Origin of the sequence: Mycobacterium cajalii (assembly GCF_045809005.2) — a bacterium.
Taxonomy (GTDB): domain Bacteria; phylum Actinomycetota; class Actinomycetes; order Mycobacteriales; family Mycobacteriaceae; genus Mycobacterium.
On record NZ_CM141436.1, the window covers coordinates 4,285,918 to 4,299,951 of the forward strand.

The following is a 14,034-nucleotide window of genomic DNA, read 5'->3' on the forward strand; positions in this document are numbered from 1 at the left end:
GCGCACCCGGGGACGCGTCAGCGGCGCGTCGCGTCGCCGATTTCGCAGTCGGCGCCCGGGTCCCATCGCCCGGTGAGCACGCCCAGGGCGCCCAGCGCCACCGCCGCCGCGCTCGACGTCCGCAACACCTGCGGACCGAGGCGCACCGCCACCGCGCCCGCGCCGGTCAGCGCGGCGATCTCCTGCGGCGCGATGCCGCCCTCCGGGCCGACCAGCAACAGAACCGAATTTACTTGCGCGACAGAGGTATCCACCAGACGAACGGTGGCCGCCTCGTGCAACGCCAGCACTGCCACGCCGGCGGCCACCTCCGCGCGGACCCGCTCGGTGAGCGCCGCGGTGGACAGCACGCCCTCGACGGGCGGGATGTGCGCGCGGCGGGATTGGCGGGCCGCCGACCGGGCGACGGCGCGCCACCGGCGCAGCCCCTTGTCGACGCGCGCGCCTTGCCAGGTGGCCACGCACCGGTCCGCCTGCCAGGCGACGAACGCGTCGGCGCCGGCTTCGGTGGCCAGTTCGATTGCCAGCTCCGAGCGCTCGGACTTGGGCAGCGCCTGCACGACCGTGACCCGGGGCCGCCCGGGCGCGACGCTCCACCGCCCCAGCACCCGCGCGCGCAGTCCGTCGCGACCCGCGTGTTCGACCTCGCAGCGGGCCAGGCCCCCGGCGCCGTCCCCGAGCACCAGCTGCTCGCCGGGCCGGATCCGGCGCACGGTCGCCGCGTGAAACCCTTCGTCGCCGTCGACGACGGCCAGCCCGCCGGCATCGGGCAGCGCGTCGACGTAGAACAGCGTCGCCACCATCTCGGGATAGCCCTGACGTCCCCCCGGTCAGCGACCGGTGAAGGTCTCGCGCAGCCGGCTGAACAGCCCGCCGCCGTTGCCGGCGTGGTGCGAGGAGCGGACCTCGGCCACGTCGCGGCCGCGGCGGTTCTTCAGCTCGCGCAGCAGTTCGGTGTCCTGGTGGTCCAGCCGGGTGGGGACCACCACCTCGACGTGGACGAGCAGGTTGCCCCGGACGCCCGAGCGCAGGTGCGGCATCCCATGTCCGCGCAGCGTGATGATCGTGCCCGGCTGCGTGCCGGGCGGGATCGTGATCTCGCTCATCCCGTCCAGGATGGCGTCGACGGTGACCGTGACGCCCAGCGCCGCGTCCACCATCGGCACCGAAACCGTGCAGTGCAGGTCGTCGCCGTCGCGGACGAAGATGTCGTGGGTCTGCTCGTGCACCTCGACGTACAGGTCGCCGGCCGGCCCGCCGCCGGGACCGACCTCACCCTGCGCGGCGAGCCGCACCCGCATGCCCTCGCCGACGCCGGCGGGGATCTTGACGCTGATCTCCCGGCGCGCCCGCACCCGGCCGTCGCCCATGCACTGATGGCACGGGTCGGGGATGGTCACGCCGACCCCGCGGCAGGTGGGACAGGGCCGTGAAGTCATCACCTGGCCCAGCAGCGAACGCTGCACCGTCTGGACCTCCCCGCGACCGCCGCAGGTGTCGCACGGGACCGGGGCGGAGTCGCCGTTGGTGCCCTTGCCCTGGCAGCGGTCGCACAGCACCGCGGTGTCGACGGTGACCTGTTTGGTGACGCCGGTGGCGCACTCCTCGAGGTCGAGGCGCATCCGCAGCAGCGAGTCCGAGCCGGGCCGGACCCGTCCGATGGGGCCCCGCGACGTCCCGCCGCCGTTGAAGCCGCCGCCGAAGAAGGCCTCGAACACGTCGCCCAGGTTGCCGAAACCGCCGAAACCTCCGGCGCCCGCCGCAGCGTTTTCCAGCGGGTCCCCGCCGAGGTCGACGATCCGGCGTTTCTCCGGGTCGCTCAGCACCTCGTAGGCGGCGCTGATCTCCTGGAATTTCGCCTGCGCGGCCTCGTCGGGGTTGACGTCCGGATGCAGTTCGCGCGCCAGTTTGCGATAGGCGCGTTTGATGTCCGCATCGCTGGCGTTCTTGCTCACACCGAGCAGCCCGTAATAGTCGCGTGCCACGCTTGAGTCTCCTATACCTGGTTTTTCGCCGCGCCTGCGCAAGCCTGAGCATCATGCGGGTGAACGTTCACCGGCCACCCAGCACTTCGCCGATGTAGAGAGCAACCGCGGCAACACTGGCAATAGTTCCCGGATAGTCCATTCGGGTGGGCCCCAGCACACCCATTCCGCCGTAAACGGTGTCGGAGGTGCCGTAGGCGGTGGTCACCACCGAGGTGCCCATCATCTGCTCGACGGCCGTCTCGTGACCGATGCGCACGGTGACCTTGCCGGCCTCCTGCTGGGCCGCCAGCAGCCGCAGCACCACCACCTGCTCCTCGAGCGCCTCGAGGATGGAGCGCAGCGAGCCGCCGAAATCCGCGGCGTTGCGGGTCAGGTTGGCGGTGCCGCCCATCACCAGGCGCTCCTCGGTGTGCTCGACCAGCGACTCCAGCAGCACCGTGGCCGAGCGGCCGACGGCGTCGCTCAGGCCGTCGGTTCCGCGCAGCTGCCCGGCGAGGTCGGCCACCGCGACCGAGGCCGCCGACAGCTTCTTGCCGATCAGCGCCTGGCCGAGCATGTCGCGCAACTGGGCGAGCTGATGGTCGTCGATGACGTCGCCGAGCTCGACGATGCGCTGGTCCACCCGGCCGGAGTCGGTGATGACGACCATCAGCAGCCGGGCCGGGGTCACGGCGATCACTTCCAGGTGACGCACGGTCGACGACGACAGCGTCGGGTACTGCACCACGGCCACCTGGCGGGTCAGCTGCGCCAGCAGCCGCACCGCACGGCGCAGCACGTCGTCGAGGTCCACACCGGACTCGAGGAAGCCCTGGATCGCGCGCCGCTCGGGTCCCGACAGCGGCTTGACGTCGTCGAGCCGGTCGACGAACTCGCGGTAGCCCTGCTCGGTGGGCACCCGCCCCGAGCTGGTGTGGGGTTGCACGATGTAGCCCTCGGCCTCCAGCACCGCCATGTCGTTGCGGATCGTCGCCGACGACACCCCCAGGTTGTGACGCTCGACCAGGGACTTGGAACCGATCGGTTCCTTGGTGGCGACGAAGTCGGCGACGATGGCCCGCAGCACCTCAAAACGACGTTCGTCGGCGCTACCCATCGCTTCTCACCTCCCTGACGCCTGCTGACCGGCTTTATTTTACGGGCCCCGATATGCGCTGACCGGCAGCAGCGGGGAGCGTCGACGCCGGGAAGGGCTTTTCCGGCTAGCCTATCGAGCATGGTTGCGTCGGGCTCGCGCGATTCGACAGGGCCGGAATCGCCGATGGTCGACCCATGATCTTCAAAGGCGTGCGGGAAGGTAAGCCCTATCCCGAGCACGGGCTGTCGTACAAAGACTGGTCCCGCATACCGCCGCAGCAGATCCGGCTGGACGAATTGGTCACCACGACGACGGTGCTCGCGCTCGACCGGCTGCTCTCCGAGGACTCCACCTTTTACGGGGACCTTTTCCCGCACGCGGTGCGCTGGAAGGGGATCACCTACCTCGAGGACGGCCTGCACCGCGCGGTGCGCGCCGCGCTGCGCAACCGCACGGTGCTGCACGCCCGGGTGTTCGACATGGACCTGCGCTGAGCGAACCGGTCACGGTCGGGCGCCGCCGATCACGGACGAAGAGCTGCTGGCCCTGTCCGATTATCGGACCGCTTCGTGCTTCTCCGATGTCGACAGGCTGATCCTGCAGTACGCCACCGCCATCAGCCGCACGCCGGTCGAGGTGGGCGACGGGCTGTTCGAGGCGCTGCGCGCGCATTTCGACACCGCCCAGCTGGTCGCACTCACCCACGTCGTCACGCTGGGCAACCTGCGCGCCCGCTTCAACGTCGCGCTCGGCATCGAGTCGTCCGGGTTCTGCGGCAACCGGGTCTGCGCGCTGCCCGACGGTGCCGGGCCGTGACCGCCGAGGCATCGCTGACGGCGCGTTTCGAGGGGCCCGGCCGCGGCTGAGCGCCATCGCCTATCGCATGCTCGGCTCCGTCGACGACGCCCAGGACGCCGTGCAGGAGGCGTGGCTGGGCCGGCATCCCGAGGGCATCCGCAACCTCGAGCCTGGCTCACCACCGTGGTGGCCCGCATCTGCCTGAACGCGCTGCGCGGCCGCCGGGCCCGCGACGAAGCCGTCGCGCTCCTGCCGGACCCGATCGTCGACGCGCCCGGAGAATCCGATCCCGAGCATGCGCTGATGCTGGCCGACGCGGTCGGGATGGCGCTGTTCGTGGTGCTGGACACGCTGCCACCGGCCGAGCGCCTCGCCTTCGTGCTGCACGACGTCTTCGCCGTCCCGTTCGACCGGATCGCGCCCATCGTCGAACGGACGCCGGAGGCGACCCGCAAGCTGGCCAGCCGGGCGCGCCGGCGCATCGAGCGGACCGCCCCGGTTCCCGACGCCGACATCGTCGCGCAGCGCGAGGTCGTCGACGCGTTCTTCGCGGCGGGCCGGACCGGCGACCTGGGCCGGCTGGTGTCTGTGTTGCATCCCGACGTGGTGCTGCGCGGCGACTTCGGTCCCGGCGCCGCAGCGGTCCGCGCCGAAGGCGCCTCACCGGTCGCCGAGGAGGCGCGAGGTTACGCGGGACCCGAGCGCGAGGTGCGCGCCGCCGCAGTCAACGGCGCCGCGGGCGCGGTCGTGTTCGTCGCCGGCCGCGCGACGGCGACCATGGGGTTCGTGGTGCGCGGCGGGCGGATCGCCGCGATCGACGTGCTGGCCGACCCGGCGCGCGTCGCGCGGACCGACGTGAGTGGCGTGGTCGGTTAGTCCGTCGCCGTCGCGGCCTGTATCAGGGCGATCGCGGCGTCGTGCTGCATGATCCAGGTGCCGTTCTGGTTGACGAACGCGAGGTGCTTGGTGACCGGACCGGCGAACTTCGGGCCGGCGATGGCCACGTCGGCCTGGGCCATGTTCGGGCCGGCCGGCGCGATGTTGGTGACGGTGAACGTCTCCGGGAAGTTTCCGTGCCGGTAGGCCTTGCGCAGGTCGTGGTCGGCGACGTGGCCTTCGTCCGGACTGATGCCGTTCTCGACCAGGTCGTTCTTGGTCGTGTAGGACACGCCGGGATCGGTGACCTGGTTGCAGAGGTTCGACAACTGCTCCGCGGTCGGCAGGTTCTGGCCCGGCGCCGGCGACGGGGGATTCTGGGGCAGCGGGGCGGCGACCGCGGCAGGCCGCACCTGCGCCAGGTCGGCCTGCGGTGCGGCGGAAGTCGCAGCGATGCCCGCGGCTGCGCCGCCGATGAGGACCAGAGCGGCCACGGTTGCAACGCGTTTCACGGTTTTTCCCTTCGCTGGAGCCGAACGTGACGTCATGACGACTGGCCGGCGGCCTGCAGCAACTCCATCGCCGAGGAGCGCGACAGCACCCAGCCGCCCTGGTTGACGAACGTGACGCTCTGGCTGACCGGCGATGTCAGCTTGGGGCCCGACACCGCCACGTCGGCCGTGGCCGAACCGGGCGCGGCCGGCCGGATGTTGGTCACGTTGAACGACAGGGGCAGGTCACCGTTCTTGGCGGCCTTCTTCAGTCTCTTGTCGGCGACGTGGGCTTCCATGCCGCTGATCCCGCCCTGGACCAGGTTGCCCTTGTCGGAGAACGAGACGTTCGGGTCGGCCAGGCTGTTCAGCACGTCCGTCAGCTGCGCGGCGGTCGGGACGGTCGCGCCCTGAGCTGGGGCCGGCGGGTCCTGCGGCAGCGGCGCGCCGACCGCCGCGAGCTGCACCTGGGCCGGGCCGGCGGCCGGAACGGACGCGACGGACGTCACGCCGACGGCTGCGGCGGCAAATGCCCCCAGCGCCGCCGCGCCCGTGGTGATCGATGCGAAGGTCTTCATGGTCAGGTTCCCCCTCGGTGTGTGATGGGTGGTGCCATTGTGCGCCCTGTTGCGGCTGCTTTCCCAGTGACGATGCTTTTCGTTATCGCGACGGTACCCATGTGGACGCAGGGGCAGCTGTGCTCAACCTGTGTAGCAGATTAGAACCGTTCGTCGTCCGGTCACGCTCGCGTGCGGTCGAGGGCCAGGATTTCCTCGTCCGTCATCGCGGCCACCTCGAGGTAGTGGCGGGCGATGACGGCGAGCCGGTCCGGCGTGCCGCGTTGCGACTCGCGCGCGTCCAGCCGCTCGGCCAGACCGGCGACGGTGCGTGCGGCGAACAGGTCCGCGACCATGGCGTGCCCGACGTCCAGCCAGTCGCGGATCCGGGCGATCGCCGTGGTCGCCAACACCGAGTCGCCGCCCAACGCGAAGAAATCGTCGTGCACGCCCACGGATTCCACGCCCAGCACCTCGCCGACGATCTCGGCGATCGCCGCCTCGACGTCGTTGCGCGGGGCGCCGTCGCCCCCCTCGTGGTCCAGCCCCTCGAGCAGTGCGATCACCGCAGGCCGGTCCACCTTGCCGTTGGGAGTCAGCGGTATTCGCTCCAGGACCACGATGCGCGTGGGAATCATGTAGTGCGGCAACAGTTCTGACACCGCGGCGATGATGTCGCCAACCGGCTCCCCGGTGACCGCGGCGGCCAGCCGCGGCGCGGCGGCGCCGACGACGGCCGCGACGGCATGCCGCACTCCCGGCACGGTACGCAGCGCGCTCTCCACCTCGCCGAGTTCGACGCGGTACCCGCGGATCTGCACCTGGTGGTCGGCCCGGCCGAGGAACTCGATCGTCCCGTCGGGCCAGTACCGCGCCAGGTCGCCCGTGCGGTACCAGCGCATCCCGTCGTGCTCGACGAAGCGCTCGGCGGTGCGTTCGGGGTCGTTGCGGTATCCCGCGGCGAGGTTGGGGCCGCTGAACCACAGTTCGCCGGGAACCCAGTCGGGACAGTCACGCCCCGCCGGCGAGGCGATCCGGCAGCGCACATTGCGCATCGGCACCCCGAACGGCACCGTCGCCCAGTGCGCCGGTGGGTCGCCGACCACCTCGCACACGGTGCCGTGGACCGAGGTCTCGGTCGCGCCGCCCAGACCGGCGAACCGGCAGCCCGGAACCTGCCTGGTGAGCCTGCGGGCCAGGTCCGCGCCCACCCAGTCGCCGCACAGCATGGCCACGCGCAGCGAGTCGCCCAGCCGGTCCCCGCCCAGCTCCAAGATCATGTCCAGCCAGCTCGGCACGGAGCTGAGGACCGAAACCCGGTGGCGGCGAATCAGTTCCACCCAGGTGGTGGCCGCCGCCCGCTGCCCGGGGTCCATGGACACGATCGAGCCCCCCGCCGACAGCAGGCCGAAGATGTCGTAGACCGACAGGTCGAACTCGAGGGCGGCCAGCCCCAGCACCCGGTCGCCGGCGCCGATGCCGAACCAGTCGTTGAGCGCGTCGATGGTGTTCATCGCCCCGCAGTGCCTGATGTCGACCCCTTTGGGCAGGCCGGTGGAACCGGACGTGAAGATCACGTACGCGAGTTCGCCGGTGTCGGGCAGCACCGGCGCCGGCAGCGGCGGCTCGTGCCGTTGCGCCGCGTCGATGGGCAGGCACCGGATCGACGGGCCCATGGTCGCGCCCTCGATGGTCAGCGCCGCGACGATGGCGGCGGACTGCAGGATCTTGGCCCGCCGGCCCTCCGGCTGGTCGAACCCGATCGGCACGTAGACGCCCCCCGCGGCCAGCACCCCGAGCACGGCCAGGATCTGGTCGGGGCCCTTGGGCAGTTGAACGGCGACCGCGTCACCCTGGCGAACCCCGGCGGCGCGCAGCGCCCCGGCCACCGCCAGCGCGCGCCCGGCGAGTTCCCCGTAGCTCCACGCGCCCTCGGTGCCGGCTGCTGCATCGGGTAGGCCCCAGACCACGGCCGGCGCGTCCGGGGTTGCCGCGGCGTGCTCGAAGAATCCCTGGTGCAGACAGCGCCCGCTGACCGGGCCGTCGGTCGCGTTGACGGCCGCGCGGACGCGCGCCTGGGCGCTGGGCAGCCGCACCGCCGCCTCCGCCTCCCAGCCCGCATCGCCGTCGGCCAGTCGCTGGACCGCCTTGGTGAACGCGGCGAACATGGCGTCGACGAGCCCCGGCGGGAAGGCGGACTCGCGCACGTCCCAGTTCACCAGCAATCCGCCACCCAGCTCGGTCATCTGGGCGTCGAGCAACACCTGGGGCCCCTGCGAGACGATCCACACCGGGTCGCCGAAGGTCTCGGTCACGGTGGCCGAGAACAGTTCGCCGAGGTCGAGCGCGCTGGTGAAAACCACCGGCGCCAGCACCGGCTCGCCGCGGAGGCGGCCGAGGTCGCGCAGCACCTCGAGCCCGGAATAGGCTGCGTGCGAACCGCTTTCGTACATGCTGCGCTGGATGGCGCGGGCCCGCTCGGTCACCGAGACGTTGTCGGTGACGTCGACCTCGAGCAGGACCGAGGAGGTGAAGTCCCCGACCACCCGCGCGATGTCGGGGTGGGCCGGTTCCCGTTGGAACAACGGCACATTGAGCAGGAAGCTCGACTGCGCCGACCACCCGCCGACGGTGTCGGCGAACACCGCCGCCAACGCCATCGCCGGCGTGACGCCGCGGGCGTGGGCACCGGCCAGCAGCCGCTGCTTGGCCTCGGGCGCCAACCAGTGGTGGTGACGCGCGGTGCGGTGCGGTGCGCTCCGCTCCCCGACCGGCACGGTCGGCAGGTCGGGCGCGCCGGGCAGCTCGGGCAACCGCTGCTGCCACCACTGCCGGTCCCGGGCTCGCGCCGCGGCGTCGACCCGGCGTTCCGTGCGATAGCGCCGGTAGCTGTAGCCGGGCGGCTGCAGCACCGCCCCGTTGTACATCTCGGCCAGCTCCGACACCAGGACGCGGTAGCTCATCGCGTCGCCCGCCAGCATGTCGACGTCGAGATGCAGGCGGCTGCGGTTCGGGTCGTAAAGGGTCAGCGTGACGTCGAGCACCTGGGCATCCTCGATCGCCAGGCGCTGATGCGTCTTGCGGTCGCGTAACTCGGCCAGCCCGGACCGGACGGCGTCGGGGCCGTGGCCGCGGAGATCGAGCACGGCGAAGACCGTCCTGCCCGGTTCGGGCATCGTCTGTTGGGTCCCGTCCGGAAGGACCCGGGTGCGCAGCATGGGATGGTTGGCGACCAGACCGGACACCGCCCGCTCGAGGCGCTCGGGATCGACTGATCCCCCGTCGAATTCGACGTAGAGGTGGGTCGCGACACCGCCGAGTTCCTGTTCGTCGGAGCGCCCGATCCAGTAGGCGTGCTGCATGGTGGCCAACGGGAACGGCGCGTCCTCGGGCGTGGGCTCGGCGGCGGCGGCGTCGGCGGCGCCTCCGTTGTTCCCGGCCCCGAGCAGGGCGTGCCAGGATTCGACCGTCGGCGCGTCCGCGAGCTGGGCGAAGGTGATGTCCGCGCCGCGCTTTCGCCAGCCCCCGGCCAGGGCCATCATGCGGATCGAGTTCAGGCCCAGCTGGATCAGGTTGGCCTCGTCGGCGATGTCGGTCGCCGGGCAGCCGAGTTGGGCGGCAACGGCAACCCTGATCTCGTCCCTGCTCACCCGGCCGGCGCCGTCACCCATGCGTTGGCTCGCGGTCACGTCGGTCCCTTTCGTGCGGTCGATCCAGGTCGGCGACGAGCGCGGCGACCCCGCGCCGCCACAGCTGCGTCAGGCGGTCGATGTCGGCGGAAGCGAACAGCGCTTCGCACCAGCGCCAGTTGCTGATCAGTTGCACGCCCTCCGGCGTCATCGCCACGAAGGCGCTGAGATTCAGGGCGAACCGCAGCGGCAGGTCGGGTTCTGGGTCATCGGGGAGCGCGTCGATGTAGGACCCGGTGAGCAGCGACCATGGCTGTGCGCCGACCCCGAGGTCGAGCCGGCCCAGATAGCTGAACTGGATCTGCGGCTCGGCGGCTGCCCGCAACTCGGGCACCCCCCGGACGTAGCGCAGCAGCCCGAAGTCCAGGCCGCCGTTGGGGACCGCCCCGAGGTGGGCCACCACCGCCTCGAGCAGCGCCCCGGCCGCGCGCGGGTCCCGCTCGGCCCGTTCGACGTCGAGCGCCCCGGCTCCCGCGCCCAGGCGCGCCGGGTAGGCATTGGTGAACCACCCGACGGTGTTGGTCGTGTCGGTGTCGAGCACGGCGTCGGCGCGCCCGTGTCCCTCGAGCGCGACGAGCGTGCCGGTGGCCGGGTCCTGGCCGCGCTCGCGGCGCCAGCCGGCGACGGCCATGGTGGTTGCGGTGAGCAGGAATTCGCGCACCCCTTCGTCTTTGGTGACCGCGGCGAGCATGCGCCCGGTGGTCTCGGCGTCGACGGCGACCCGGGTCACCCGCAGCGTGGACCAGGTGTCGCGGGTGGGATCGACGGGCCGGGTCCCCAACGCCGGATCGGGCCCGCCGACCTGGTCGAGCCAGTAGGCGAGCTGGTCGCGCACCTCGGACGTGGCGGCCCGCTCCCACATCAGGTCGCACCAGCGCCGGTAGGAGGTGAACTCCGGCAGCATCTTCGGAGCGTTCCCCGCCCGCACGCAGCGCCAGGCCTCGACCAGGTTGCCCAGCATGATGTGCCAGGACACCACGTCCACGGTCAGGTGGTGCGCGGTGAGCAGCAGCACGTCCGCGTGCTCGGCACCGGAGTACCAGACCGCGCGCACCATCGCGCCGGCGCGGGGATCGATCTCGTCCAGCACGGCCCGGGCCGAAGAGGCGATGGCCGAAACCAGCGCTGCGTCGGTGGGTTCCGCGAGCCGCACCCGGCTGAGCAGGTCGGCGGCGCGGACGGTGCCGCGCTCGCGGGTGACGAGGCGAGCGCCCGCGGCGGTGTCGACGAGGATCGAGCGCAGGGTGTCGTGCCCGTCGAGCAACGACTGCAGCATCGACTCGATCGACGCGCGGTCGATGCCGGACGGCAACCGCAGCAGGACGGTATGGGTGAACCGCCGGTAGTTGCCGTGCTCGTAGAGCCACGACACCATCGGCAAGGGCAACACCTCGCCGTACTCCGCACCCGGCGCCGACGCGTCCGGCGCGGGTCCCGCGTCGATCGCGGCCGCGAGTTGGCGGATCGTCGGCGCGGCGAACACCATCCGCGGGCTGAGCGTGAGCCCGCGCCGTTGCGCCTTGTGTACCAAAGAGATCGCCACGATGCTGTCCAGCCCCAACGCGAAGAAGTCGTCGTCGGGGCGGGGCACCACCCCGTTGAACTGCTCCCCGAACACCTCGCACAGCGACCTTTCGGTTTCGGTGGCGGCCGCCGCGCCGTCGCCCGCCGGCGACAGTGCGCGCTCGGCCTGCAGGTCCAACGCGTGCCGGTCCAGCTTGCCGTTGTCGTTCACCGGCAGCCGCGGCAACACCACGACGCGCGCCGGAACCATGTAGGACGGCAGCCGCTCGGCGAGCGCGGTGCGCACCCGGTCCGGATCGACGGGCGCGGTGTCCTCACACGCCACGAAACCGACCAAGGTGGTGGAACTTTCGCGTCGCACGACGGACACCGCCGCGTCGGCGACCGCGGGGTGGCCGCGCAGCGCGGCCTCGATCTCCCCGATCTCGACCCGGTAGCCGCGGATCTTGACCTGGGTGTCGGCGCGGCCCAGGTAGGCGTACCCGCCGTGCGGCAGGCGACGCACCAGATCGCCGGTCCGGTACATGCGCCGGCCGGGACGGAAGGGGTCCGCGACGAAACGCGCGGCGGTCAGCGCCGGCCGGCCGAGGTAGCCGCGGGCGAGTTGTGCGCCGCCCAGGTACAGTTCACCGACGGCGCCGTGGGGCACCATGCGCAGGCCGGAATCCAGCACGTAGGCGAACGTTCCGGCGTTGGCGGTGCCGATCGTCGGTGCCGGGTGGTCACCCACCGCCGCCACGACCGCCTCGACGGTCACCTCGGTGGGCCCGTAGCAGTTGTACACCGCGCCGCACACCCCCGCCGCGGGCAGGCCGCGCAGCTGTTCCCACAGTGCGCCGTCGATCGCCTCGCCGCCCAGGGCGAGCACCGGCAGGCCCTGCTTCAGCAGCCCGGCGGCGCGCAGCTGTCCGAGCATCGACGGGGTGGTGTCGATCATGTCCACCCGATGGGCGGCCATGCCCGCCACCAGCCGGTCGGCGTCGCGCATCTCCCCGGGCTCGAACAGGTGCAGGGCGTGGCCGTCGAGCAGCCCGACCAGCGGTTGCCAGGACGCGTCGAAGCTCAGCGACCAGGCGTGCGCGATGCGCAGCGGACGGCCCAGCCGCGCCACGGCCGGCCGGTAGACGCGTTCGCGGTGGTCGGCGAAATAGCTCAGCACCGCGCCGTTGGTGCCCAGCACCCCTTTGGGTTCCCCGGTCGAGCCGGAGGTGAAGATGACGTAGGCGCACTGCCCGGGATGCCGTCGCACCGCCGGCGCGACGGCGGGCGACCGCGAGATGCGCCGGGCGGTGGCGGGATCGTCGACGACCAGCGTGGCCGTCCGCCCGCCGACCAGCCGTTCGCAGGCGGCCGTGGTGACGGCCAGGACCGGATCCGCCTGCGCCAGCATCGTGTCGATGCGGGCCTGCGGGAGCGTGACGTCGACCGGCAGGTAGGCGCCGCCGGCGGCGAGCACCGCCAGAATGGCGACGATGGACCGGGCCGAGCGCGGCATCGCCAGCGCGACAACGGATTCCGGCCCTACGCCGCGCCCGGCCAGCTCCGCGGCCAGCCGGCAGGCCGCCGCATGCAGCTCGGCGTAGGTGTACCGCTCACCGCTGCCCGTGCCGAGCGCGTCCGCGCCCGGGGTGCGGCGCGCCTGCCGCGCGAACGCCTCCCACAGCGTCGTGTCCGGCTCGGGTTCCGGGCGAGCGGCAAGGGCGGCGGATTCGGCGCGCTCGGCGGCGGTGCGGACGTCGAGCGCGTCGGGGGCGGCGTCGCCGGCTTCCGGCAGCTGCCGCAGCACGCCCAGCAGCCGCTCGCACGTCTCGTCGGGCCGAAGATGCGGCAGCGCTTCGGGAATCGCCTCGACGAGCACCACCAGCGCGTCGTCGCGCAGGTGCGCGACCACGGTCAGCGGGTAGTGCGTCAGGCTTTCCATCTCGACCGGGCGGAAGCGGGCCCCGTCGGGCGTGGTGACCTCGCGGATCGCGTCTTCGACGGGCGCGTTCTCGAACACGAACAGGCTGTCGAACAGCGCGCCGCGCCCGTGCGCCCGCTGGATCTCCGACAGGCTGAGGTAGCCGATGTCGCGCATCGCCGACGCCTCGCGCTGCAGTCGCGCGCAGTGGCCGGCCACCGTGTCGGTCCCGACGAAACTGTGCACGACGGGAACGGTGTTGATGAACAGGCCGACCATGCCCTCCACGCCGGGCAGGTGCTCGGGCCGGCCGGACACGACGGTGCCGAAGACGACGTCGCGGCGGTCGGTGAGCCTGCTCAGCACGACCGCCCACGCGAAGAGCACCGCGGTGTTGAGCGTGAGCCCGTTGCGGCCCGCCCAGTTCCGCAGCCGGGCCGTGTCGGCCGCGGGCAGCACCCGCTCCGCGCTGCCCGGCACGCCGTCGCGGGGGGCGACGGTGCCGTCGGCGACCATGAGCGGCGCCGACACCCCGCAAAGGTAGGCGTTCCACCGCGACAGCGCCGCGACGCGGTCCTGCCGGGCGAGCCACGCGATGTAGTCGCGGTAGGGACGCGGCGGCAGCAGGCCGTCAACCGAACCGCCCGCCCGGTAGACGGCGAGCATCTCGGTGAAGAACACCCCGAGCGCCCAGCCGTCCATCAGGATGTGGTGGGCGGTGAAGATCAACCGCCGCCTGCAGTCGCCGGGCACGCGGAGCACCACGACGCGCAGGGCCGGTCCCCGGCTCAGGTCGAACGGGCGGCGCCGCTCGGACCGTGCGATGGCATCGAATTCGGTTGGTGATGCGGGGCGTTCGGTCCACGGCAGCTCGGCATGGGCGGGCACGATCTGCACGGGCCTTTCCACGCCGCGATCCCAGAACGCGGCGCGCAGGTTCGGGTGCCGGTCCAGCATCGCGGCGGCGCTGCGGCGCAGCAACTCGACGTCGACGGGACCGTCGATGTCGACCCGCAGCTGCATGGTGTACAGGTCGACGCCGTCCTCGGCCAGCCGGTACAGCGCGAACAGCCCCTCCTGCAACGGGCTCAGGGCGAGGACGTCCTCGACCTGCGGCGGGGTCTGGTTCACCG

At 72.2% G+C, this 14,034-nt stretch carries 8 protein-coding genes and 2 pseudogenes; 3 read left to right on the top strand and 7 right to left on the bottom strand.

Annotated features, from left to right (window positions below):
* Nucleotides 1–17: 17 nt before the first annotated feature.
* The 3 genes from ACJ512_RS20405 to hrcA all read right to left on the bottom strand — a co-directional run bounded on the left by ACJ512_RS20405 (nucleotide 18) and on the right by hrcA (nucleotide 3,084).
* A complete protein-coding gene (locus ACJ512_RS20405; RefSeq protein ID WP_407688506.1) occupies nucleotides 18–803 on the bottom strand; it encodes a 16S rRNA (uracil(1498)-N(3))-methyltransferase in 786 nt (261 codons plus the stop codon).
* A gap of 27 nt (nucleotides 804–830) precedes the next feature.
* On the bottom strand, nucleotides 831–1,985 hold the full coding sequence (dnaJ, locus tag ACJ512_RS20410) for a molecular chaperone DnaJ (protein WP_407688505.1): 1,155 nt from the start codon (nucleotides 1,983–1,985) through the stop codon (nucleotides 831–833).
* A gap of 67 nt (nucleotides 1,986–2,052) precedes the next feature.
* Nucleotides 2,053–3,084: a heat-inducible transcriptional repressor HrcA gene (gene hrcA / locus ACJ512_RS20415; RefSeq protein WP_407688504.1), complete on the bottom strand. Its 1,032-nt coding sequence runs from the start codon at nucleotides 3,082–3,084 to the stop codon at nucleotides 2,053–2,055.
* Between the two features lie 176 nt (nucleotides 3,085–3,260).
* On the opposite strand from hrcA, the gene ACJ512_RS20420 reads away from it, so the two are divergent.
* From ACJ512_RS20420 to ACJ512_RS20430, 3 genes and pseudogenes are all read left to right on the top strand, one after another.
* Nucleotides 3,261–3,560, top strand: a complete 300-nt coding sequence (locus ACJ512_RS20420) for a type II toxin-antitoxin system VapB family antitoxin (protein ID WP_144953935.1) — start codon at nucleotides 3,261–3,263, stop codon at nucleotides 3,558–3,560.
* A gap of 28 nt (nucleotides 3,561–3,588) precedes the next feature.
* Nucleotides 3,589–3,882, top strand: a pseudogene (locus tag ACJ512_RS20425) (carboxymuconolactone decarboxylase family protein); the annotation flags it as partial.
* Nucleotides 3,879–4,740: pseudogene (locus tag ACJ512_RS20430) on the top strand (sigma-70 family RNA polymerase sigma factor). The pseudogenes ACJ512_RS20425 and ACJ512_RS20430, both read left to right, overlap by 4 nt.
* Here ACJ512_RS20430 and ACJ512_RS20435 read toward each other — a convergent pair.
* The 4 genes from ACJ512_RS20435 to ACJ512_RS20450 form a co-directional block, all read right to left on the bottom strand.
* Entirely contained in the window at nucleotides 4,737–5,288 is a 552-nt protein-coding gene (locus ACJ512_RS20435; protein ID WP_407688503.1) for an MTB12 family secreted protein, read from the bottom strand. The pseudogene ACJ512_RS20430 and the gene ACJ512_RS20435 overlap by 4 nt on opposite strands.
* Nucleotides 5,285–5,809, bottom strand: coding sequence for an MTB12 family secreted protein (locus tag ACJ512_RS20440; RefSeq protein WP_407688502.1), 525 nt, complete (start codon nucleotides 5,807–5,809; stop codon nucleotides 5,285–5,287). The genes ACJ512_RS20435 and ACJ512_RS20440 overlap by 4 nt, the downstream gene beginning before the upstream one ends.
* Nucleotides 5,810–5,970: 161 nt before the next feature.
* Nucleotides 5,971–9,459, bottom strand: coding sequence for a non-ribosomal peptide synthetase (locus ACJ512_RS20445; protein ID WP_461480144.1), 3,489 nt, complete (start codon nucleotides 9,457–9,459; stop codon nucleotides 5,971–5,973).
* Complete coding sequence (locus tag ACJ512_RS20450; RefSeq protein ID WP_461479830.1) at nucleotides 9,452–14,032, bottom strand: amino acid adenylation domain-containing protein; 4,581 nt, start codon at nucleotides 14,030–14,032, stop codon at nucleotides 9,452–9,454. Before ACJ512_RS20450 ends, ACJ512_RS20445 begins: the two co-directional genes overlap by 8 nt.
* Nucleotides 14,033–14,034: the final 2 nt, after the last annotated feature.